A 22,604-nucleotide genomic window follows, 5' to 3' on the forward strand; every position below is an offset into this window, starting at 1 on the left:
CACCACTCCAATTTTCTGAAAATCCCTATCCTAAAAACTTTTGATCAACTGGTCTGCCAACAGACTCCACCCATCGACCATTACGAAGAGCAGAATCTTGAGAGGTGTCGAAATCACCACCGGCGGTAGTTGCATCATGCCAATCGATGTCGTAATACTCGCTACTACCAGATCGACCAGGAGAAACGGGAGAAACAAGATCGCACCGATCTGAAACCCAGCCTTCAACTCGCTCAGTATGTACGCGGGCACCACAACTTGAATTGGTAAATCTTCCCTCTTGTTTGGCCGCGCAGCCATTCCGGCCGACGCAAAAATTGCGAGATCTTTCTCACGGGCATAGTGCAGCATGTATCGCTTCACCGGTTCGACGCCAAGGTCCAGAGCCTGTTCTCCAGTAATCGTTCCGGCGCTATAAGGAGTAAGTGCTGTTCGCTCCACGTCTAAGAGCACCGGTTGCATCAAAAACCAGGTCATCATCAGCGCCAGGCCCATCAAAATCTGATTCGACGGTGCAGTCTGCGTTCCCAGCGCCTGTCGCAGAAAGTGAAACACCACCAGCAACCGCACCATCGGAGTCATTGACAACAAGAGCGCGGGCAGCAAAGTCAGGAACGTAAGGCCGAATACAATCGCCCAAGGCACACTCTTTGTTCCCAATAATTCGGACGCGATCGAACTGTTTTTCGCTCCCGCAGCGTTACCCAAAGGAGCCACGGTTGCCCCCAAATGCGATTTTGCTCCAGATCTGCCTCCGCCTGTCATAGTTGACTCATCTCCTGTAGCAGAGTTTCTTGCTGATCGTTTTACCCAGAACGATTCAGGCGCGATCACCACTGCCTCCATGGTCGTACTCATCGTCTGGGCATGAGCCACGGTCGGATGCATCACCAGTGCACCCAAGACCCACACGAGCCATGCCAATCGAAGCCTTATCTGCACGGCGCATCCAGACCGGTTGCCCGTGTGTCCAGCGACATCTCGGTCGTCAAGCGCACAATAGTCTCTATGCTGTCCACCCCTCCTCCAACTAGAAAACTCTCCCCAGCACAAGTCACCAACATTAGTTGCCTCTTCCCACCAAGCGGCAGCAATTCAACCAATCGCAACTGCCTCTGTGTTGTCTCGCGTTGACCTCGCCAGGCGCTGAGCAACTTCAGAATCCAATCCGCCAACCCATGCACTCCGGACGATGCGGTCAATACCGTTTCGTTTAAACCTGCCGAACCCTGCAAATGCCGCATGCAGCACTCCTCACAATCTTTATTTACCGGATGAAACTCTCGTAATGGTGGCCAGCTCAAGCCTCCGATTTATAAGCGAGCTTCTACCCCAACCTAGTCAATCGGAATGCCATTCGCTGTTCTAAAATCTCAAACTCGCTCCATCCAACCTGAATCTGGCCAATCATCAAGGGCACATCCTCTGTATCTGGCGAGAGGCTCTCAATCACCTGGCCTTCTTTCAGCGAAAGCAGGTGCCGCACTTTGAAGTGATTCAGCCTCACTCCTACTCTTAGCGTCACTCGCAACTGCGCCAACCTCTCCCAAGCTGGATGCTCCTCGATGCGCGGCATCCAAGGCAAAACTGGAGTTATTTTTCCCACATCCAAGCCCGTTGCTTTTCTACCGTCTCCGCTGAGCGTCTCCAACTCAGTCCCCGTCATAGTGCCTCAATTCCCTGCTCATTCCATGAACGAGTCAGACCCGCATGTTAGCGTTGCACTAGAAAATCAGTGAAGAACACATCCATCACCTTCAAATCAGCGTTATGTTCAGCAAATGCCTTTTTTAAGTCCGCCTTCAAATGTTCTTTACCATCAGCAGCGAGCAAACCGTCTGCAGTCTGGCGGCCAAGCACCATTAGCGTGATATCGCGCACAGAGGCCACAGCATCACTCGCGGCCTTGTCTTCCTTGAGTTTTTCTTCTTTCGCTTTGGCGTCCTTTCCTTCTTCAACATCAGCTACACGCAACGTTAAGGCCACGCGCAAGTAGGAGCTGCCTCCAGGATCCGCCAGATTCACTAAGACGGGTTCAAGTGCCATAGCATGGGTTGCACGGGGCCCAACTGCCTCCGTCTTGTGCGCACCTCCCTGAAGTGTCAATCGACCTGTCCGCGCAAGGCAGTATGCGGCGGTGCCAATTCCCAGGGTGGAAATCAGCACACCGACGACTATGGCAATGAATAAAGGGACGATAGGAAACTTGGCGGCATCGGGAGGAGGAGCAGAAGAGACGCTAGGAGGGGCCGCAGCAGAAGTACCAGCGAGAATTGTAGGAGAAGTAGCCATAATGGCATAAGAGAATGCAAGCGGGGGGCCAAGACGCCATCTCCGAATATTAGTGAATCTTCAGGATCGACAGCCGAAGGAGCTGCCGCTAGCCGTTGCCTCATCGCGCGGGGGCTCGCAAAGCAAATGGGGCGGCCAACCGGTGGGATCGATCCACTGATCCCATACCCGTCAAGCCGCCCTGCCAGTTCAAACACACTACCGAATCATTCCAATTACATCCTGCGAGATCGTGTCGAAGGTCGTCACCGTCTTCGAGTTCGCTTCGAACGCTCTCTGCGCAACGATGAGATTGGAAAACTCTGTCGAAATATTGACATTCGACTGCTCCAGCGCGCTATCGTCCACAATACCTCGACCTCCAGTACCGGCCACGCCGGCAACCGCCTGCCCCGAGGCGCCGGTCGTCTGAAAGTTATTTCCTCCTACCGAAACCAATCCCTGTACGTTGGCAACATTCGCCACCGCAACTTGGGCTATCGTTTGAGTATTGCCGTTGCTGAACTGTGCTTGAATCACTCCGCTAGGGTCCACGATGAATCCCGTATAGTTCCCGCTCGGAAAGCCATCATTAGTTTGTGCTCCATTGCTATTCGCAGAGGCCAACTGGCTAATCAGCGAGCTTGTCCCGCCACCATTCAGGTTCCAGTTGAAGCTGAGATTGCTGGCTCCATCCGCTAACCCCGTAAACGAAATCGGACCAGGAACTGTACTCGCCGGACCAAGGTTTGTCCAGACAACCTGATTGGCTCCTCCGTTATCGGTAGTAGTTGACCCTGGTATTGTGCCCCAAACCGGAGCTGCACCTCCGGTAGTGCCGGTACCTGAGATAGAGGTCACCTTCTCCACATTGCCGTTCGAATCAACGACAGTACTTCCGACCGTAACCGCAGTAGAAGTTGGCCAGGTCGGCGCCGTCGGCGGAATGAGATTGCCGGATGTATCAAAGCTTAGAGTGCCAGTGGCATTCGCGGATCCGGCGGCATCGCCAGCGGGCAGTGCCACAGCGTAGCTCCATGTGTTCGTACCGGTCTTGTCATAGGTAATTGTTGCCTGATGGCTCTGACCAAGCGAATCAAAGAGCTTCACCGGCGTCGTAAAGGTTGTGCCTATTGTAGCTCCCGAGTTCAGGTTTGCAGTCACCGAAATATTCTGCGTTGCTTGAGCACCTTCGGTAGCGCCCACCGGAAGCGTGATCGGCTGCGGATTAGTGTTCGTGTTCACCACGCCGGCTGTCGCTGGGTAGCCCAGCACGAACTGACCGTCCTGCGTAGTCAAACTTCCGTTGTTGGCCACGGTGAAGTTACCCGCCCTGGTCAAGGACTGCTGACCGTTCTGCTCCACCAGAAAAAAGCCATTACCATCCAGAGCCATATCGCTTGAATTCCCATTGGCATCCGGCAGAAGCGTTCCCTCACTGAAGTCAGTAGTCGTCGCTCCAACCTTCGTTCCTGACCCCGCCTGAATTGGATCGCCCGATCCGGACTGTCCGATCTGCTGGTAGAACAAATCTTCAAAGGACGTGTTCTGGCCTTTGTACGCGGTAGTGTTGAGGTTTGCCAGATTATTGCCAATCGTGTTCAACGCGGTAGAATCGGCATCCAGTCCCGACAGTGCTATCGAAAAATTTCCCATCGTCGTTCTCCTTGGTCTTTCCTAGTTACAATTCCTTTGTTGACGTCCACCGATAAGTCGACTCAAGCCGGCGGTCTTCGAAGTAAGGGTTAGCCGTCGGCTAATTCGACGCGGAGCCACCCCACATAGCATTCTGATTCGCGGTGGACTGCGCGCTTGATAACGGGTTTACAGCCGCTGCCTCCTTCGCTTTCGCCACAGCATCCGCATTCGATCCAGAGCCGGTTGGAGCAGAACTCGACCCAGAGCCAGATCCGGACCCCGATCCAGAAGACGTGGGCGCCGATGCAACCGTGGAACCGGGGTTGACTGTGAGGTCAATGTCATTCAGCAACGCGACTTGATCTCCAGCTCCCAGCTGCGTGGTCTGATTCAGCTGAATCAACTGCTGGAGGCTGTTTACCTGGGTCAATTGCGTAATGTACTGGTTTGGATCTGTCGGCTGCGTTGGATCCTGGTTTTTCAACTCACTCACCAGCAAGGTAAGAAAGTCGTTCGCCGTAATGTCCGTCGAGTCGCTCGCGGAACTGGCCGCACCGGTGGTGCTAGTGTTTGACGTACCATTGGTCGATGGGGTTGAAGTCTTCGGCGCTGCTTGTGTACCTTGTGCGGCCGCACGTCGTGGAGTTAGTGCAGACGCAACCGATCTTGCCGCTGACGTTCCTGACGCTCCTATTGAATTGAGTTGTGATAAATCCATCGTTCGATCTCCTCTTTCATTTGCCTCTAAAGTCCATCTCTGGCTGCCTCAAGCCCGAATGCTTAGCCAGCTTCCTCCGCCCACATATGTCGCGAGCGGTAACGCTCCATTCTCATCAAATACATTTAAATTCTCATGACTCGCGACTTCGTCAGCTCCATCCAAGAACGTTTCAGTGACGCCTTTATGATCCCTTCTTCCGTCATCACCTCCATATTGCGTCTGTCCACTGCTTCCACTGTCCGTACCCGCTGCGGATCCGCGCGACTCGATCGCTGTCGCATGAACAACTACCGTATTCACCGTTACCTTCTCCGCCTGCAAATAGGCCGTCAATGAAGGTAGCTCGCGATGTAACATCTCCTCTCCGGTCGTGGACGACGCAGACACCGACGCATTTACGGCGCCATTGTCGGTCATCTCCGCACGGACCTTTAACCAACCGTGTGTTCCGTTCTGAATGCCCACCTCGAGGGCTGTTGGCGTGGCGATCAACATCTGTGGCAGATTGTCGTGTGAACCACCAACGCTGCCAGAACTGCCCTGCTCTCCCATCTGGGAGTCTGCAACATGGCCGCCAGTCTCACCAGGCACCCCCAACTTCATCACAGCCGCATCAGCTGACACATGCCCAGGGACCACCATCTCGGATCCGACTGCCCCGTTACCCGCCATCGCATGGGCCGCGGTTACAGCAAAGCCCGACATATTTTCCAGCCGCCAGTCGCTGCCACCATTAGCAGGCGTCCCTGTCGGCAGCAACTTCTCCACTCCAACACCACGCTTCGCAGATTCCGACGCGTCGATCACAGCAGGAGAAACAGTCTCGACGTCGGCTCCGGGCGAGACTTTTCCAGAGATATCTTTTTGAACCAAGTTATCCTTCGTCGGAATTATCTCCGCAAGAAAGCCCTTCCCCACCAGGGAAACACCACCGGAGTTTCCGTCTGGTGTGCTGCTTGGTTCAGCTTTGGGTACGGTACTCGCGGCAACAGCTGGCGTTATGGGAGCCTCAATCGTATGCTTCATACTGAAGTGATCTGAACCTTGCACCACTGTAGTTGCAGCAGGTCCAGCCGTTACTGCAACCGGATGCGGTGCGACCGCGACGCTTTGCATGAGCAGTGGCGCCACTTTGCCTGGCGAACTTTTTGCATTTTTCTCGGTTGAAAGAGTCTCCGATGTTGAAGCGGTCTTCGTCGCTTCCGTCTGAACCAGAATCTCTCCACGTGGTGATACCAGTCGATCCTCAGCATTCACCCGTGACAAGAAAGCATCGTTCTTGAAACTAGATTCTTTCTCATTTTGAGGTACTGAGCTGCCTTCAGGCATCGGCTCCGCATCTACGGAAGACTGAACGTCCTCTATCTCAGAATCCTCAGACATATTCTTAGCATGAGACCTTAGTACTGGCGCTTTGTGCTGGGGGACGATTTTCCCGCTGGCCGGTTCTCCTGCCGTATCGGCGTGTTCTAGCCCCACTCCTGATGCAATCGCCTTTCCCTTAACTTCAGACAACACAGCAAAGGCCTTATTCGCAGTTTTCGCAAGTGTCTCCTCCTTCGAGCTTTGCAATACAGTTGACACATGCCCCGAATGTTCATCCTGAGATATTTTGACAGTGCCGCCTAAACGCTCATCGAGACTCTTTGCGAAGGAAGCACCATCTGCCGCCTCTCGATCGGTGCTAGCTGGACGCACGCTGGTCTGATCCGCTCCGATCTCCATCAGTATTGCCGTGCTTATCATCATTGTTCCTCGCATCTCCAGCAGTGAGTCTGTTTGCACGACGCAGTCCAAATTCTCAATAAAATCCATTAGGAGGTTTTCATCTCCCGTCGTCACGTGTCTTCTCCTTCGCATCTTTCCAGCGACGTCGCGCCAGAAACCGATCATCGGAAGCAGCCTGTGTCTGTCGCCCTTCTTCGATTTTTATCCGTGAGGCAATCTCATCGAACACATGTTGCATCTGCTCTCTCTTCAAACGACTTGCCATATAAAGTTGCCTGGCAGCGTCATCTGACTGCTCGCGCTCCTGACGAACCAGTTCCAGACGCTGCCGTCGCCACCACGTGGTCTCCTGTTGGGTCTCGGAGATCATCCACCCAACACCATCCCCGATCGCCAACGCTTTACGCCCATCGATCCGAACTGACTCCGCAATATGCTGAACTGCAACAATCACCAGCTCGGCCTCTCGAACCTCTGCCGTCGTCCGTTGCAGTTCAGCCGAATGCATTCCTTCGACCGCCTCATACAAACCCACCAGCCGCCGCAACATATTGAGTCGTTGTCGCATCGCTATAACTCCAACGCATTCAGCCGTGCAACACTTTCATGCATCGTCGGGTGCTCGTCGCTGCCCTGTTGAAGGAACTCACGCAGCAAAGGCATCGCTCCCATCGCGCGATCCACGTCTTCATCAGTCCCGGCCTTATATGCGCCGATGCGAATCAGGTCCTCCGATCGCGCATGAGCAGCCAACAATCTTCGCACCGTCATCGCCTGTACGCGATGTTCGGGTTGAATAACCGCAGGCATCAACCGGCTCAGCGAATCGAGTACATTCACCGGCGGATACCATCCGCCGGAAGCCATCGCACGCGACAGGACCACATGCCCATCCAGCAGTGACCGCACAGCATCTACGATGGGATCCTGCTGATCATCGCCTTCCATCAGCACGGTATAGAACGCTGTAATGCTCCCGTTGTGAAAGTTACCTGCCCGCTCTACCAGCTTTGCCAACCGGGAAAAGACTGACGGCGTATACCCTTTGCTCGCAGGAGGCTCACCCGCAGCTAATCCAAGCTCTCGTGCCGCCATCGCGTATCGAGTCAACGAATCCAGAACCAATAAAACATGCTTCCCTTGAGCCGCGTAAAATTCAGCAACCGATGTCGCTGCTGCTGCCGCCTGCATCCTCAGCAATGGGCTCTGGTCAGACGTGGACACCAACACAACCGACCGTTTGCGGCCCTCTTCGCCTAGAGAATCCTCAACAAACTCTCTCACCTCACGTCCACGTTCTCCGACAAGTCCCACTACAGTCAGATCTGCCGCCGTGTTACGTGTCATCATCCCAATCAAAGTACTCTTGCCGACGCCCGAGCCACCGAAGATGCCCACTCGCTGCCCACGCCCCACCGTGAGCAGCGCATCCAACACACGAAGTCCCGTCTGCAATGGCTCTCTGATCGGCTCGCGTTGCATTGGATCTGGGACCGTCCCATCGAGCGACCACATTTGCCCCACTCGCGGCGCAGGCAGGCCATCGAGCGGTGCACCCAAAGCATCAAGAATCCTTCCTTCCATCTCCTTACAGACGGCGATCCTTGGTCTCACACCCATTGCCAGCACGGCATCGCCATAACGGATCCCTTGAGTCTCTTTCAGCGGCATTGCCAGCAAACGCCTGCCACGAAACCCAATCACCTCGGCTAAGTGCCTGAGTCCTTCACTGTCTACGATCTCGCAACATTCCCCAACCGAACACACCGGGCCCTCAGCCTCCACCGTTTGTCCATTGGCCTCTACAACGCGTCCGCTCCAGCGCCACGCGGGGCGGTTCGTCAGCTGCGCCATGTAAGGAGCGAGGCTACTTTCAGCCGTCACAGTCTCTTCCCTAGCCTCACCCTTCATGCCGGCCTCCGTTGCATTAAATCAAAGAACCCGCGTTCAATCTCCTCCAGCTGTGCACTCACACCTAGCTCAATCTTGCCGACATTTGTGTCTAGCACGCACTCGCCCGAGCCTAACCTTTCATCTGCCAGCAACTCGAGCGAGGGGCCGTGATTCTCCACAAACACTTGGCGCCAGGTCTGCAATTCGCTTGTAGGTACTCGCAACACCGCTGTGCTGTCCTCCGCAAGCTTTTCCAGTGCTACCCTCACCACGCCGGTGAGCAACAGTGGGTCAAGCTGCGCCTCACGATGCAACACACGTTTCGCGACCGCCAAGGCCAGTTTCACAACCTCACCCTCGACTTCTGCAAAATACTGCGAACGCTGGTCATGGAACTCCTCGCCGATCTTCAAAACGAGTGCTCGCTCTTTGGCGATTCTCTCCTCTAACTCCGATTCCCACTCGCGACGGGCCTCAGCCTTAGCCTCACTGCGCTCCATCTCTACTCGCGAAGAAGTTTGTTCCGTCTGCGACCGGAACCTCTCCTCGAGTGTCGCCAGTTCCTCTTTTAACAGCAACTCCGGGTTTCTTGATTCACTATCCAACTTGGCATTACCATCTACATTTTCTGGCTGATTCAGCGGATAAAACTCTAACTTCGATACGTCCCTTACATCCACTACCATCAGCCGTGCGGGTGTCTGGCTCGCATCACTAAGATCGGTAGTAACAGCCTCCGCATTCTCAAATTGCGAGATCATCATCGACCTCCATCTTCAAAATCATTTTTCCTTCGCTCTCAAGCTGCCGTGCCAACGCCAATAGCTCTTGCTGTGCCGCACCCACATCCCGCATCCGTACCGGCCCCATCACCTCCATATCCTCCTTTAGCATCTCGACCGCGCGCGAACTCATCGCTTTGAAGAGGTGAGCCTTCACGTTGTCCTTGCCCCCCTTCAACGCCATCGCTAGCACCTTTTTGTCGGCCGCGCTAACAAACTCGCGAATGCTCTCCGCAGGTACGGTCAACAGATCTTCGAACACGAACATCAGCTCTCGTATTCCGATCGCGACCTTGGGTTCGCTTTGTTCAATCTCCTCAAGAATTCCACGGCTATCGCCCTGGTCCAGACGATTCAGCAACTCGGCCACCGCCCTGAAGCCCGAGTATGATTTTCTTCCGCTAGAACCCATCTTCTCCATCCGTTTATGGAGCGTCATTGCCACAGTCTGTGCCATCTCGGGTGAAAACTGTCGCATCTCAGCCAATCGCCGCACCACATCGACTCGCATCGCTCCCTGCAGGTTCATCAGCACCGTTGAAGCACGCTTTGCATCGAGATGTGCTAGAACAAGTGCTACGGTTTGAGAGTGTTCATTCTCCAGAAACTTGCTCAAATGTTGGGCATCCATGTTCTGAAGCATCGCCATGTCACCATTTGTGCGTTCGCGGATTCTCTTCACCTGCAGCAAAAGCTCCTCAGCCCGCGAAGCACCAAAGGCCTCGGTAAGTAACTTCAGCGCGTACTCCGGCCCCCCGCGTACCATGTACTGCTGGGTCTCCAGTAGCCCGTAAAACTCGGTCAGCACCTGTGTCAGCTGCGATGCCGGAACATCTCCGAGCCGTGTAATTTCTTCCGTCACCCGCCGCACATCATTCTCCGATAAGCTTTGAAATAGCTTCTTCGCCAGTTCATCTCCTATCGCTACCATCAGGATCGCGGCTTTTCGCAGCCCTGGAATATCTGCTGGCACAAACCCTGCCTCCGACGGCAACAAGAACGGATTCTGCCGTATCGACTCTGCTTCCGAAAACTGCACTGATGCACCCATTACACCTTCTCCTCAGACGTCCCAATCCATGCTTCGATCAAACGAGTACTCTGGGCAGGCTCCCGTCGAATGTGTTCGGACACCTGATCAAAGATTCCTTGCTGCAGCTGGTAGGTCTTGTTCTTCGACCTTGTGAGGAGCGCGTCACTGCCAGGTTCGCTCTCCGACGGGAACAGCTGTTCGTCACCGGGAGCAAGAACCTCAACATGAGGCGTCCTGGATTCCAATAACATCGGCTCACGCAGTGTCGCTGTCACCTCACGCGCCACTGGCCGCAACACGAACAGCACAAGTAGCACGCCACAGATTCCAATTACCGCTGTGCGCATCAAGCCCGGCTGTGTGTGCAGGAGCCCTAGTATCTGCTCCATCAACCGATCCATCGTTGGGGCTTTCACTTCGGGGGTGTTTGTGCTGAAACTCACGTTCTGCATCACGACCTGATCACCGCGACGCGAATCGTAGCCTACCGCTGCCTGCGCAAGTTCCTCAAGCCTATGCATCTCCTCTGCACTTCGCGGCTTCCATACGACATGCTCGAACTTACCAGTGCCCTCAGTCACGCTACGGTCATTCACGACTACCGCAGCCGAGACGCGTCGCACCCGTCCTGGTCCTTGTTCCTCATGGACCAGGTGTTTTGTAACTCCGTAAGTCCCATTTTCCTGATGCATGCTCTGTCCCAATCCAGTGCCTTGCTGGGGATACACTGGCAAGGCCTGTTTTTGCAACAACGGTGGAGTCCCTGGTGCAGCAGCAGCCTGCGAACCCGCTACAGCACCCTCTGGAGCAGCTCCCGGCGAATTACTTGCCGTCCCTGGAACCCCAGATGGCACCCCGCGCCCTGCCGACACCTGTTCACTTTTTTGCATACTCAGCGTTGCTACTTCAGTCGGGTCATAGACTTCATCAGTCCGTTCTTCACTGCCCTCGTCATAGCTCACATTTACTGTAGCCCGCACATTGTCACGCCCGGCTAGCGGTTCCAGCATAGCTACCAGCTTCGTCGCCATCGCCTCCTCTGCATCAGCTTCCGCAGCATTGCTTGAACGCTGCTTGAAGTTCACCCTCCCATCCGCGTCTACCAGGGTTACCTGGTCGACGCTCAAGTTCTCGACCGATCCCGCGACCAAACTGCGAATCGCGTCGCCTTGCTCTGGGTCGATGGATGATCTCTTCAGCTTTAGCACCACCGAGGCCTTTGCAGTCTTCTCCTCCGCCGCAAACAGCGATGGCTGTGGCAATACCAGATGGACTCGAGCCGATTTCACCACGCCCAGCGTTCCAATCGTGTGCTCGAGTTCTCCCTCCAAAGCCCGCTGATAGTTGACGCGCTCATCAAATTCACTGCCTACCCAGTTTGGCTTGTCAAACAGCTCAAATCCCAATCGACCTGTTTGAGGCATTCCTTTTGCAGCGACCTCCATTCGAGCTTTATCCAACATGTCTGCCGGAACCTGCAGTCCCGCGCCATCGGCTGTCGTCTGGTATGGAATACCGGCTGTAGCAAGCTCCTGCGAGACCTGTTGCACATCCTTTCCGTCAAGTCCACTAAACAGCACGCGCCAATCAGGCCGTCCAGCAAACCAGAGCATCGCAGTGCACACAGCAGCTACAAAAACTGCCGACGCCATCAACCATGTGCGCTTTCCAGCCGGCATCGCCATCAGCCGATCGCGAAATGCCGACGCCATCGCCTTCGCTTTCCCTAACGGTCCATCAGCCGCATTGATGCTGGTCTGCTCCGTCTTTTGAATTCCCGCCTCGCTAACCTGCTCCGTATCTGCCATCTCACCCAGCGTCTCTCTGAACCCAAGTTCTTAGAACTGCATTCCCATCATCTGCTGATATGCGCCCACTGCTTTATTGCGCACTTGCAACGCCAACTCAAACGCCATACTTGCTTTTTGCGACGCGATCAGCGCGTCATGCACCTCGACGCCCGAACCGTTCAGCAACCCAGTCACAGCATCGGATGCCTTTTGATCCAGTGTGCTCGTCTCCTTCACCATCGACTGCAAAACTCCCGCAAACGGAACACTACCCGAGCCCCCCGCATTTGAAGCAGCAACGCCCGCGTCACTTAGGAAGCCATCATCAAGACCTCCAATATTGATCCCACTCATCACCGGCGAAACACCAGCCAATCCGATCACGGCCCCTCCTCTACGTCGTTGAATGTTCTTACGTCATACCGCACCGCTTTACTTCAAAAGATCTAGGGAAGAATTGAACATACCCTTCTCTGCCGTAATTGCCGAGGCATTCATCCCATAGGATCGTGTCGCCCCCATCAGATCCACCATCTCTGTTAGTGGGTTGATATCCGGATACGCCACGAACCCATCGGGCCCGGCATCCGGATGCTGCGGGTCATACCGCTGCAACGGCTTACTAGCATCGGCAATCACACTGGTCACCTCAACTCCACCAGGAGTTGGGCTGGCTACAGTTAGGCCGTTGCTCATCCCGGTTCCCATTCCCCCAGCAAAAACGTTGTTGAATCCAAAGTTCTGGCCAGTACCACTATTGATCTGATTAGTCATGGAATCCTGAAAAGTCCCGCCGCCTTGGGCCTCGAACACTACATGGTGCCGCTGATATGGTCCACCCTCCGGCGTCCGTGTCGTTTCAGCGTTAGCCATATTGGAAGCCACTACCTCGGCCCGTACTCGTTCGGCCTTCAACGCCGAACCACTCACATCCATCACTCCAAAAATATTCATGGCCTACTTCGAATCCATATGAATTGCACTCATCACAGTTGAAAAATCACCCTTCAAGAGCTGTGTCCCAAGCTTGAACTGCATCTGCGCCTTAGCCAGTTGCAGTCCCTCACGATCCATCGACACATTGTTCCCGTCCGGCCTCGCCACCAAACCATCCACATCTTGCACTGCCGCCTGCGACCCTGCCAGACCCTCTGCACCAGCGCTGTCTTTCAACTGCCGTGCAAACTCCTGGTCAAAATCGAACCCTTGCGCCTTGTACCCAGGAGTATCGACGTTAGCCATATTGCTGGCGGTTATTTGCATCTGTTGGCTCGTCAGGTCGAGATACCTACCCAACGCATCGTCCATCCCGGAACTTATCTGCATAGCCTGCACCTCCACGCCTGTACGTATGCAGTCCTGCTACCAAACAAAAGCGCTCTCAAATGAGAGCGCTCTTATCAACTTCTAACTACGTTCTATACGAATCTATCCGCGAGTGGCTCGCCGAAAACGAATCTCCTCTGCATTAATCTCCATTCTGTCTCCAGCCAGGATCGCACCGCGCTCAAGCACATGCATAAGCTCTCGTACGTTCCCTGGCCAGGTGTGCTCGTAGAGCTTCGCCTCTGCTTGCTTCATCAACCGTTTCCGTGGCATCTCCTCACCCATCTGCTCTAAAAAGTGCTCTGCAAGTAAACCCACATCTTCCATCCTCTCCCGCAGCGCAGGAACCTCTACTGGAAATACGGCTAGGCGATGATAGAGGTCCAGCCTGAAGGTCCGTTCTGCTCCAACGCTTGTGGCGAGCTTCTCAAGCGGTTGATGCGTCGCAGCAATAACCCTCACATCCACGCGTATCGTTTCGTTATCGCCAACTCTCTGCAACTCGCCGCACTCCAAAAAGCGAAGCATCTTTGCTTGCAGTGCCATTGGCATCTCGCCAATCTCATCGAGAAACAGCGTTCCTCCATGCGCGGCTTCGATTCGACCAGTTCTCGACTGCACCGCTCCCGTAAACGCGCCACGAGTATGTCCAAACAGTTCGGCCTCAAGAAGAGCTTCAGGAATCGCTGCACAATTCAAGACAGCAAACGGTTTACTCACCCGGCTGCTCAGTCTGTGCAACGCTCGCGCAACCACCTCCTTACCGGTTCCTGTCTCACCTTCAATCAATACAGTCGTCGACCGCGGCGCAACCAGTCGAATCAGCCGGGTCAACTCTCGCATCGGCTCGCTTGTCCCGATCATCTCCGGGAGCAGATTCTCAGGGGGTGCAACGGGACGGACTACCTCATCCCTTCCCAATAAAACTGACAGCGCCTGTCGAGCCGAATCGAAGCGGGCATCTTCATCTCGGCTCCGCACCTCCTTCTGATCAGCATCCCTCCAAGCCGGAACAGTGGCCCGCACAGGCACTCGTACGCTAGCCCCGTTCCCAACACCCCCCTCTGCAGTCGGGACCGAAATCGGAGCGGCTGCCCATGCTACGGTATCCGTCACCGGATTTTGCGCCTCACGTAGCGCGTGTAGCAGTTCATTGCGTCTAGGACTCCGCGCTCCCCCATCCGCACCACCATCCACTCTCAGCAGCTCCATCGCCGGGTACATCATCCGAATCACGCTTGCAAATTCTCCCACTTCAAGGTCAGGCAGCCAGCTATCCACCAGCAATGCCTCAGACCGAGAGTCCTCCAGCTGCGCCATGGCTTCAGCTCCTCCGCCAGCCTCACGAACCTGCCATCGCAATCCCGTCAAGGATGTCCGCAGTCTCTGCCTTAACCCTGAATCTGCGCTCGCGAGCACAACTGTTCGCGTCGCCGCCGCTTCAACCGAATCTGTGCCTGACATTGCATCTCGTCCAATGTTCATCGCTTCACCATCTCCTCTTCTTTCTCCGCCTTCGCCCCTTGCAACATCGCCCGTATGGTACCGACCCTCTGATTCAACCTGCCGCACTCCTGCAATGCCTCACGAATTGCTACCTGCATGGCATTTGGCTCGTCGATCATCTCCCCCAACGCCAACTTGCACTGCAATACGGTCAAAGGCTGACAAAGACTGTGCAGTGCAATATCGAGGCGCTCCACCAAATCTGCTTGTGTCGTCTGTTCCGAAATTCTACGCACCGGCAAAAGCCATGCTTTCTGGACGCACACCAACCCGTGCCACTGTCTTACGTCCGACACTCATCCGATAGCCCTCGCCACGAACGGTCTCGATCACAGAGGCTCCTAATTCACTGTCCGCGCCCGCCACTGCCAGTTTCCTTCGAAGATAGTTGACATAGACGTCTACTACATTGGTGCCAGCATCCGGAGACATCTGCCAAACGTCGCGCAGCAACTCACTCCGGCTGCAGCACTGGCCCCGCCGCATGAGTAAGAACTCGAGCAGGCTAAACTCCTTTACGGTGAGCTCTATTGACTGACCGTTTCGCGTTACCTTCCGTTCCATTCGATTCAGCTCGACGTCGCCGTGCCTCAGCACCGGATCGGCGAACTGTTCGCGACGTCGCAGGAGCGCTCGGCATCGTGCAGTCAGTTCATGAAAGCTAAAGGGTTTGAGCAGGCAATCATCTGCTCCGAGGTTCAGGCATTTAACCCGCTCCTCTACTTGGCTGCGCCCGGTAAGCACGAGCACGGCAGTCTCATCGAACCGCCCATGCATCTCAGCCAACACCTCGGTTCCATCCTTCCGAGGCAAGCTCAGGTCAAGCACGATCAAGTCAGGGCGATGCTCCTCAGCATACCGCAGGCCGGATTCTCCATCTCCAACCCACTCCACCTCATGACCTTCCAGCTTCAAACCCTTTTGAAGAAATAATCCCAACGCAGCATCATCTTCAACAATCAGAACTCGCATTTAATTCTCCCAAGGCGCCACTTCAAGATGTTCAATGTTGCTTCATCAAAACGTTAGTTACGTTACGACTAGACTGCTGTGTAATTACCTTGGTGCATCAAGAGCAGCGTGACAAGTACTTCTTCTCATACTTATGGTCTTGAATTTCAAAACGGGAATAAGTGCTGAACCATGCGAGGTTCGTACTGAGCGAACAATACTCGTCCCAGAAAGATAAAAAGAGAATTCTTTATGAGGCTGGCCAAAGAAGGCGCCAATTGAAGCACACGTGAAAATTCAACAGCACTAAACCTTTTGCGGAATCGCTGAACCATGTTTGTGAAAGTTTTCAGCAAAATTCTGGAAAATCCCGCTGAACGGGATAATGATTAAAACTGATTGCAATTCGCTTTTTATTCGCTACAATCGTCCGCATGGCTATTACGCGGCGGCAAAAAGAGGTCATTGACTTCCTCTCGAGCTTCACACAGAAGAACGGTTACTCTCCGTCTTACGAGGAGATAGCCAGTGGCCTGGGCCTAAGCTCCCTGGCTACTGTTCATAAACACATCACCAATCTGCAGCACAAGGGCTTACTCCTGCGCGCTCACAACCGCAGCCGCTCAATCGACGTACTCCCCGCTCGCAGTGGCAAAAAAACCTTCGAACGCGTCCCGCTTCTGGGTCGTATCGCTGCTGGCAAGCCGGTCGAGGCTATCGAAACAGCAGAAAGTATCTCCCTCTCCGACATTATTGGTAACCGCGAAGTCTTCGCGCTAGAAGTCCGAGGTGATTCTATGCGTGATGAGCATATTGTCTCTGGAGATTATGTTCTGGTCGAACGCACCCGCACCGCACGTGAAGGTGAAATTATCGTCGCGTTGGTTGACGGTTCAGATGCAACGCTCAAACGCTTTTACCGCGAGGGCAGTATGGTGCGTCTTCAGCCTTCCAACACCGAGATGGCAGCCATCTACGCTCCTGCCGCGAACGTCAGCATCCAAGGCAAGGTTTTAGGCGTCCTTCGCAAATATCAATAGCACATATGTTCGCCTCTCCACTCGTCTCCTCCTGCATCCGCTTTCGTCTATTTCTACGTCTAATCAGGCGGGTAGCCTTCATTTTTTTACCCGTACATCAACTATTTCTTTATTTACGGAACCGCGCAGCTCCTTTCCGCGTAATCTCACTTCGGGACGGATCAATCCACACCTATTAATGGGGGCACAATCTTGGCCACGCAGCGTAAAAATAAACGAAAGATCTGGCTCTGGACCGGCCTTACTGTACTCGTCTTAGCCGTTGTTCTAGGTGTGGTTTCAGCAGCTCGCGGAAACACCACCAAATTCGAACCCTCGCAACTAGCCAAGGTCGAACGTGGTGACATCGCGCGCTCGGTCGTCGCCACCGGCAAGGTTCAACCCATCACCAAAGTCGAGGTCAAATCCAAGGCCTCCGGCATTGTCACTCGTCTTGACACTGACATCAATGCCCACGTTCACCAAGGTCAGGTTCTGGCTCAACTCGACCAACAGGAGATTCTCGATCAGGTTGCCGCGCAAAAAGCCATGCTGGCTGCCGCCGAGTCCAACGCACGTGCCGCCGAAGCGTCAATCCAATATGACAAGGTCAACGCCGAAGCGCCCGATCTGCCGATGTACAAACATACCTATGATCGCAATCTGGAGATGTCAAAGGAGGGTGTGGTCTCCCAACAGGCCCTCGACGATGCCCAGCAGAAATATCTCTCCGCAGCTAACACCCGAGACAAAGCCGTATCTCAGATCACGGTCGACGCCTCTAAGCTTCGCCAAGCTCAGGCCCAGGTCGCTCAGAATCAAGCCTCCCTCAAGCAGCTTGAAGAACAGTTGGGCTACACAACAGTCACTTCGCCAATGGACGGTACTATATTGTCCCGCGACGTCGAGATCGGCGACGCCGTCAGTTCTATCCTCGTTCTCGGCTCTACAGCTACTCTTGTCATGACGATCGGCGATACCAACCAGGTATACGTCCAGGGGAAGGTTGATGAATCAGATATCGGCAAGGTTTATATGGGCCAGGCTGCACGCATTAAGGTTGAATCCTTCAAGGACAAAACCTTCCTCGGTAAAGTCACCAAGATCGCCCCTCTTGGCGTCGAAAAAGACAACGTCACTACATTCGAGGTTCGCGTCTCCATTGACAATCCCGGAGGCGAACTCAAAGCCAATATGACCGCGAACGCCGAGATCCTCCTCGAAGAACATAAGAACATCCTGACGGTGCCTGAGCAAGCTGTCCTTTACGACAAGGATCGCAACGCATCAGTCGAAGTCCCGGATCCGAAACAGAAGAACGGCCGACGCAAGATAGACATCAAGACCGGCATCTCCAATGGAACAAAAACTGAAATCCTCGCTGGCCTCAACTCCGGGGACACTGTCATTCTTCAGCAATAACCGCAAGACTGATGGCGCCATTCAGTGCGCAATGCGAGCTACCCAAAATAGTAATTTGCCGGAAGGTACGCAAGTCGCAGCAACAAGAGTCGCTCAAAGGAACTCCCATGAACATCAAAGTTCTCGTCTCCGCCGTTCTCACTCTGACCGCAGTCGCCGCTTTTGCAGCTGACAGCAACTTCACGCGCACTCTCAACACAGGCAGTTCGCCCAACGTCTCTGTCTCAACGGGTTCCGGCAACATCCGTCTCCATCCCGGCTCCGGAGATCAGGTCCAAATTGTCGCGCATGTGCACTCCAGCCACGGATGGATGAGTGGCGGCAGCGATGTCGACGGCCGCATTCAACAGATTGTCAGTAACCCACCTATAGTCCAAAATGGAAACGACATCACCATCGGCGAACATCACAACAACGATCTTTACCGCAATATCACCATCGACTACGAAATCACCCTTCCGCGCTCCTCTGCTATCAACTCCACCACCGGCTCTGGCGACGTGGAAATCCACGACGTGGGCGCTTCTGTCAAAGCCCAAAGTGGTTCCGGGAACGTTCGCGTCAACGGCGTCCAGGGGCCCACTACTCTCGGCACTGGCTCAGGCAACATCGAACTCCAGCAAACCGGTCCTGGCGACGTCAAAGCGGAGACGGGCAGCGGCAATATCCAGCTCCATGGGCTCGCCGGTGCTCTTAAAGCTAGCACGGGCTCGGGCGACATCGAAGCGGAAGGCCAACCTACGAGCGACTGGAAGCTCTCAACCGGCAGCGGCAATGTTCATATTGCGGTAGGCAGCGCCCACTTCAATCTTGATGCTGACACCGGGTCCGGAAACATCAGCGTCGCCCAGCCTATGACCATGCAGGGAAGTCTCAACCGCCATCACGTCAATGCTGTTGTCAACGGCGGCGGTCCCACTCTTCGCATCGGCACTGGCTCCGGCGACATCCAGATCAAATAACCGGCTTTTGAGAGAAAAGGCGATGTTCACGACGCCCGATGCATCGATTACTCTTAAATAATGTCTCCCGCCGCAACTCCTCGCTTAGTCATCTTCGATCTTGACGGCACCCTCATAGATTCCCACGCTGACCTTTGTAATTCGGTTAACGCAACTCTTACCCATCTCGGTAAGCCCGCCCTGCCAGAAGCCGTCATCTCCGGTTACATTGGTGACGGTGCCTCTATGCTTGTCCGCCGCGCCATCGGTGACCCTGAAGGCGATCCTGCCGATGAACAATATGTAACCGAAGCACTAACATTCTTCCTCGGCTATTACCGAATCCACAAACTCGACAATACCTACGTCTATCCTGGCGTCATCGAGTCCCTTGAATCACTACGCGACGCAAACCCTGACATCCTCATGGCGGTCCTCACCAACAAACCCGTCAACCCCTCTCGCGACATTTGCGCGCACTTCGGCCTATCACGCTTTTTCTTCCAAAACTATGGTGGGAATAGCTTCCACACCAAGAAACCCGATCCCCACGGCCTCGAGACTCTCATTGCCGAAGCCAGTACCTTAGCTGGCTACCCTATCGCACCTACAGATACCGTCATGGTCGGTGATACTGACATCGACGTTCTCACCGCACGCAATTGCGGAGTCCGCAGCGTTGGTTGCACCTTCGGACTCAACCCTCAATCTCTGTTAGACGCGCCACCCGATCACTTGGCCCACACCCCCGCCGATTGGTTTCAGATACTCACACTTGGAGAGATTTAATTCAATCCACTCATCGTTTCTCGTGACGGAAAAACCTAGTACTATACGGTTCAACCTTGGAAAACCAGCGTGGTAGTAACTTTCAAATACTCGCGAGAATGGCGTGTCGATTGCAGTATATGCCTCACTTTCCTCGAGACACACCAATTCGGATACCGTAAAGTGTGGTTGCAAACTTTGATCGAAAAAGCAGGTATATTGCCAATTTTCGCATCCAATGAGTCCTGGTAATGCACAGTACTGCCCAAGGAATTACAATCACTGGAAGCCGCGACGCCGGTGCATCATTTTCGGTGTTTTAACGTCTAATTGGAGAGAGATGACAAATCAACCAAAAAAAGCGCTGAGCGGTGATGTTCGTAAGCTCCCAATGATGCCCATTCGTGACATGGTCATCTTTCCTCACATGATGACTCCGTTTGTTGTGGGTCGTGAGTCGAGTGTCCGTGCACTCGAGGAGGCGCTATCAAGCGACCGGAAGATATTTCTCGCAACCCAGCATGATGCTTCTGTGGATGAACCAAACGCAGATGATATTTACGAGACGGGCACGATCGGCAATATCGTCCAAAGCGTCAAGATGCCAGATGGCAACATTAAAGTATTAGTTGAAGGTGTTGAGCGAGCACGGGCGACCGAAGTCAATGACGTTGACGGGTTTTTTGTGGCCACCGTACGCACTGGTCAGACCCAGCTCGAGATAACACCACAAGTAGAGCAGTTGATGCAGCGCGTCCACTCGCTATTTGAGCAATATGTGAAGCTGCAGCAGTCGTTGAACTACGAGACGATGGCGGCAAGCGTCCGCGCGGACGAACCGGCAAAGCTAGCCGATACAATTGCCGCGAATCTACAACTGTCGATCGAAGAGAAGCAGCAGTTGCTGGAGGTTTTCGATCCCGAGGATCGATTGTCCAAGGTTGCCGACGTCCTGGACGTTGCTATAGAGAAGCTAAATATGGATCGGACCATTCAGTCGCGAGTGAAGCGGCAGATGGAGAAGGCTCAAAAGGAGTACTACCTCAACGAGAAGATCAAGGCTATCCAAAAGGAGCTTGGTCGCGGCGAGAAGTCCGAGTTTGACGAGCTGAAGAAGAAGATTGAAGCAGCCGGAATGCCGAAAGACGTCCTGGAAAAGTCGCTGCAGGAGTTGAAGAAGCTTGAGGCGATGCCGCCAATGTCGGCTGAGTCGACAGTATCGCGAAACTACCTCGATTGGCTTCTCGCTGTTCCGTGGAAGAAACGGTCAAAGGAGATTCGTTCAATCGAGCATGCCGAGCAGATTCTGAACGAAGATCACTATGGTTTGGAGAAGATCAAGGAGCGGATTCTCGAGTTTCTCGCTGTTCGTCAGCTGGTCAAGAATCCGAAGGGTTCAATTTTGTGCTTTGTCGGGCCTCCGGGCGTGGGTAAGACGTCATTGGGGATGTCGATCGCTAAGGCTACCGGGCGTAAGTTCGTTAGGATGTCGCTTGGTGGTGTTCGAGACGAGGCTGAGATACGTGGACATCGGCGGACTTATATCGGTGCGCTGCCGGGACAAATTATCCAGTCGATGAAGAAGGCTGGGACCAAGAACCCTGTGTTTATGCTGGATGAGATCGACAAGATGGCTTCGGACTTCCGCGGCGATCCGGCGAGCGCTCTGCTTGAGGTACTCGATCCAGAGCAGAATACGTCGTTCCAGGACCATTATCTGGATGTCGAATACGATCTGTCGCAGGTGCTGTTTGTCGCGACGGCAAATGTGCTGCACACGATCCCGGGACCGCTGCAGGATCGTATGGAGATTCTTCGGCTGCATGGTTATACCGAGGTTGAGAAGCTGGAGATCGCCAAGCAGTACCTTGTGAAGAAACAGCGTGAAGGCACGGGATTGACCGAGGAGCAGATCATCTTCGAGGACGATGCGCTTCGCCAGATCATTCGCGGATACACACGCGAAGCCGGCGTCCGTAATCTGGAGCGCGAGATCGGGAATGTTTGCCGCAAGGTTGCGCGGCGTGTCGTGAAGAACGGTGCGGAACACAAGGAGACGATCACTGGCGGAAACATCAGTGACATTCTCGGCGTAGCTAAGTTCCGCGACTCGCAGGTTCATGAGAAGAGCGAGGTCGGTCTTGTGACCGGTCTGGCCTGGACCGAGATGGGTGGAACAATTTTGCAGACCGAGGTTCAGGTACTCGACGGTAAAGGCAAGATGACGGCCACCGGGCAGCTGGGCGACGTGATGCAGGAGTCGGCTCAGGCTGCGCTCACTTATATTCGGTCGCGTTCGCATCATCTTGGGCTGGCGAAGGACTTTTACAAGAACGTCGACATTCATGTTCACGTGCCGGAGGGAGCGATCCCGAAGGATGGTCCGTCGGCAGGAATTACTCTGGCTACCGGACTCGCGAGCGCGCTTACCAAGATCAAGGTTCGGCGTGACATCGCCATGACCGGCGAGATCACTCTGCGCGGCAAGGTGCTTCCTATCGGTGGGCTGAAAGAGAAGCTGCTTGCAGCGCATCGTGCGGGTATCTTCGAGGCGATTCTGCCCGAGGAGAACCGTAAGGACATGGCCGATCTGCCTGAGTTGCTGAAGAGCAGCATGAAGCTGCACTTCGTCGAGGAGATGGACCAGGTGCTGAAGCTTGCGCTTGAGGGAAATCTGCCCGAGCTGCGGGAAGAGACCCCCGAAGCGCTGACGCCGGTGCTGCCGCCAGCGGGGATCGATATCCCACAGCCTATCTCTCATCAGTAGGTCTTCAAAGCAGAGAATAAAGGCCGAACCCGTTATGGGTTCGGCCTT

Annotated in this window: 23 protein-coding genes; 5 read left to right on the forward strand and 18 right to left on the reverse strand. The window is 54.4% G+C overall.

The features are described 5' to 3' along the window. Window positions 1-30: 30 nt before the first annotated feature. The 18 genes from fliP to RBB82_RS22440 form a co-directional block, all read right to left on the reverse strand. A complete protein-coding gene (fliP, locus tag RBB82_RS22355; protein ID WP_433972935.1) occupies window positions 31-645 on the reverse strand; it encodes a flagellar type III secretion system pore protein FliP in 615 nt (204 codons plus the stop codon). 287 nt (window positions 646-932) lie between these two features. Beyond that, a complete protein-coding gene (locus RBB82_RS22360) occupies window positions 933-1,244 on the reverse strand; it encodes a flagellar biosynthetic protein FliO (protein WP_433972936.1) in 312 nt (103 codons plus the stop codon). Between the two features lie 83 nt (window positions 1,245-1,327). Continuing rightward, complete coding sequence (locus tag RBB82_RS22365; protein ID WP_433972937.1) at window positions 1,328-1,666, reverse strand: FliM/FliN family flagellar motor switch protein; 339 nt, start codon at window positions 1,664-1,666, stop codon at window positions 1,328-1,330. Window positions 1,667-1,713: 47 nt separating this feature from the next. Further along, window positions 1,714-2,046 (reverse strand): flagellar basal body-associated FliL family protein, encoded by a 333-nt coding sequence (locus RBB82_RS22370; protein WP_433972938.1) that lies wholly within the window; start codon window positions 2,044-2,046, stop codon window positions 1,714-1,716. A 444-nt stretch (window positions 2,047-2,490) separates the two neighbouring features. Next, on the reverse strand, window positions 2,491-3,927 hold the full coding sequence (locus RBB82_RS22375; protein ID WP_433972939.1) for a flagellar hook protein FlgE: 1,437 nt from the start codon (window positions 3,925-3,927) through the stop codon (window positions 2,491-2,493). Between the two features lie 100 nt (window positions 3,928-4,027). Next, window positions 4,028-4,627, reverse strand: coding sequence for a flagellar hook capping FlgD N-terminal domain-containing protein (locus tag RBB82_RS22380; protein ID WP_433972940.1), 600 nt, complete (start codon window positions 4,625-4,627; stop codon window positions 4,028-4,030). A 48-nt stretch (window positions 4,628-4,675) separates the two neighbouring features. Continuing rightward, window positions 4,676-6,379: a hypothetical protein gene (locus tag RBB82_RS22385; protein WP_433972941.1), complete on the reverse strand. Its 1,704-nt coding sequence runs from the start codon at window positions 6,377-6,379 to the stop codon at window positions 4,676-4,678. Window positions 6,380-6,455: 76 nt separating this feature from the next. Beyond that, a complete protein-coding gene (locus tag RBB82_RS22390; protein ID WP_433972942.1) occupies window positions 6,456-6,926 on the reverse strand; it encodes a hypothetical protein in 471 nt (156 codons plus the stop codon). A gap of 2 nt (window positions 6,927-6,928) precedes the next feature. After that, on the reverse strand, window positions 6,929-8,269 hold the full coding sequence (locus RBB82_RS22395; RefSeq protein ID WP_433972943.1) for a FliI/YscN family ATPase: 1,341 nt from the start codon (window positions 8,267-8,269) through the stop codon (window positions 6,929-6,931). Then, complete coding sequence (locus RBB82_RS22400; RefSeq protein ID WP_433972944.1) at window positions 8,266-9,015, reverse strand: FliH/SctL family protein; 750 nt, start codon at window positions 9,013-9,015, stop codon at window positions 8,266-8,268. Before RBB82_RS22400 ends, RBB82_RS22395 begins: the two co-directional genes overlap by 4 nt. Beyond that, the gene (fliG, locus tag RBB82_RS22405; RefSeq protein ID WP_433972945.1) at window positions 8,996-10,084 is read right to left on the reverse strand and encodes a flagellar motor switch protein FliG; all 1,089 of its coding nucleotides are present in this window, start codon (window positions 10,082-10,084) and stop codon (window positions 8,996-8,998) included. The genes RBB82_RS22400 and fliG overlap by 20 nt, the downstream gene beginning before the upstream one ends. Continuing rightward, window positions 10,084-11,874 carry a flagellar basal-body MS-ring/collar protein FliF gene (gene fliF / locus RBB82_RS22410; RefSeq protein WP_433972946.1) on the reverse strand — a complete coding sequence of 597 codons (1,791 nt, stop codon included), beginning with the start codon at window positions 11,872-11,874 and terminating at the stop codon, window positions 10,084-10,086. The genes fliG and fliF overlap by 1 nt, the downstream gene beginning before the upstream one ends. Window positions 11,875-11,904: 30 nt before the next feature. Further along, window positions 11,905-12,240 (reverse strand): flagellar hook-basal body complex protein FliE, encoded by a 336-nt coding sequence (gene fliE / locus RBB82_RS22415; RefSeq protein ID WP_433972947.1) that lies wholly within the window; start codon window positions 12,238-12,240, stop codon window positions 11,905-11,907. A gap of 48 nt (window positions 12,241-12,288) precedes the next feature. Continuing rightward, window positions 12,289-12,810, reverse strand: coding sequence for a flagellar basal body rod protein FlgC (gene flgC, locus RBB82_RS22420; protein WP_433972948.1), 522 nt, complete (start codon window positions 12,808-12,810; stop codon window positions 12,289-12,291). A 3-nt stretch (window positions 12,811-12,813) separates the two neighbouring features. Continuing rightward, window positions 12,814-13,182, reverse strand: coding sequence for a flagellar basal body rod protein FlgB (flgB, locus tag RBB82_RS22425; RefSeq protein WP_433972949.1), 369 nt, complete (start codon window positions 13,180-13,182; stop codon window positions 12,814-12,816). 102 nt (window positions 13,183-13,284) lie between these two features. Continuing rightward, entirely contained in the window at window positions 13,285-14,667 is a 1,383-nt protein-coding gene (locus tag RBB82_RS22430) for a sigma-54 dependent transcriptional regulator (protein ID WP_433972950.1), read from the reverse strand. Continuing rightward, window positions 14,664-14,924 (reverse strand): hypothetical protein, encoded by a 261-nt coding sequence (locus RBB82_RS22435; RefSeq protein ID WP_433972951.1) that lies wholly within the window; start codon window positions 14,922-14,924, stop codon window positions 14,664-14,666. The genes RBB82_RS22430 and RBB82_RS22435 overlap by 4 nt, the downstream gene beginning before the upstream one ends. Further along, on the reverse strand, window positions 14,917-15,660 hold the full coding sequence (locus RBB82_RS22440; RefSeq protein WP_433972952.1) for a response regulator transcription factor: 744 nt from the start codon (window positions 15,658-15,660) through the stop codon (window positions 14,917-14,919). Before RBB82_RS22440 ends, RBB82_RS22435 begins: the two co-directional genes overlap by 8 nt. 413 nt (window positions 15,661-16,073) lie before the next feature. On the opposite strand from RBB82_RS22440, the gene lexA reads away from it, so the two are divergent. The 5 genes from lexA to lon all read left to right on the forward strand — a co-directional run bounded on the left by lexA (window position 16,074) and on the right by lon (window position 22,556). Continuing rightward, the gene (gene lexA / locus RBB82_RS22445; RefSeq protein WP_433972953.1) at window positions 16,074-16,679 is read left to right on the forward strand and encodes a transcriptional repressor LexA; all 606 of its coding nucleotides are present in this window, start codon (window positions 16,074-16,076) and stop codon (window positions 16,677-16,679) included. Between the two features lie 192 nt (window positions 16,680-16,871). Next, a complete protein-coding gene (locus RBB82_RS22450; RefSeq protein ID WP_433972954.1) occupies window positions 16,872-18,080 on the forward strand; it encodes an efflux RND transporter periplasmic adaptor subunit in 1,209 nt (402 codons plus the stop codon). A 107-nt stretch (window positions 18,081-18,187) separates the two neighbouring features. Further along, window positions 18,188-19,042, forward strand: coding sequence for a DUF4097 family beta strand repeat-containing protein (locus RBB82_RS22455; protein WP_433972955.1), 855 nt, complete (start codon window positions 18,188-18,190; stop codon window positions 19,040-19,042). Between the two features lie 60 nt (window positions 19,043-19,102). Further along, on the forward strand, window positions 19,103-19,810 hold the full coding sequence (locus RBB82_RS22460; RefSeq protein WP_433972956.1) for an HAD family hydrolase: 708 nt from the start codon (window positions 19,103-19,105) through the stop codon (window positions 19,808-19,810). 319 nt (window positions 19,811-20,129) lie between these two features. After that, window positions 20,130-22,556 carry an endopeptidase La gene (gene lon / locus RBB82_RS22465; RefSeq protein ID WP_433972957.1) on the forward strand — a complete coding sequence of 809 codons (2,427 nt, stop codon included), beginning with the start codon at window positions 20,130-20,132 and terminating at the stop codon, window positions 22,554-22,556. The last annotated feature ends 48 nt before the right edge of the window (window positions 22,557-22,604 follow it).

Source organism: Tunturiibacter lichenicola, from assembly GCF_051013355.1.
Lineage (GTDB): Bacteria > Acidobacteriota > Terriglobia > Terriglobales > Acidobacteriaceae > Edaphobacter > Edaphobacter lichenicola_F.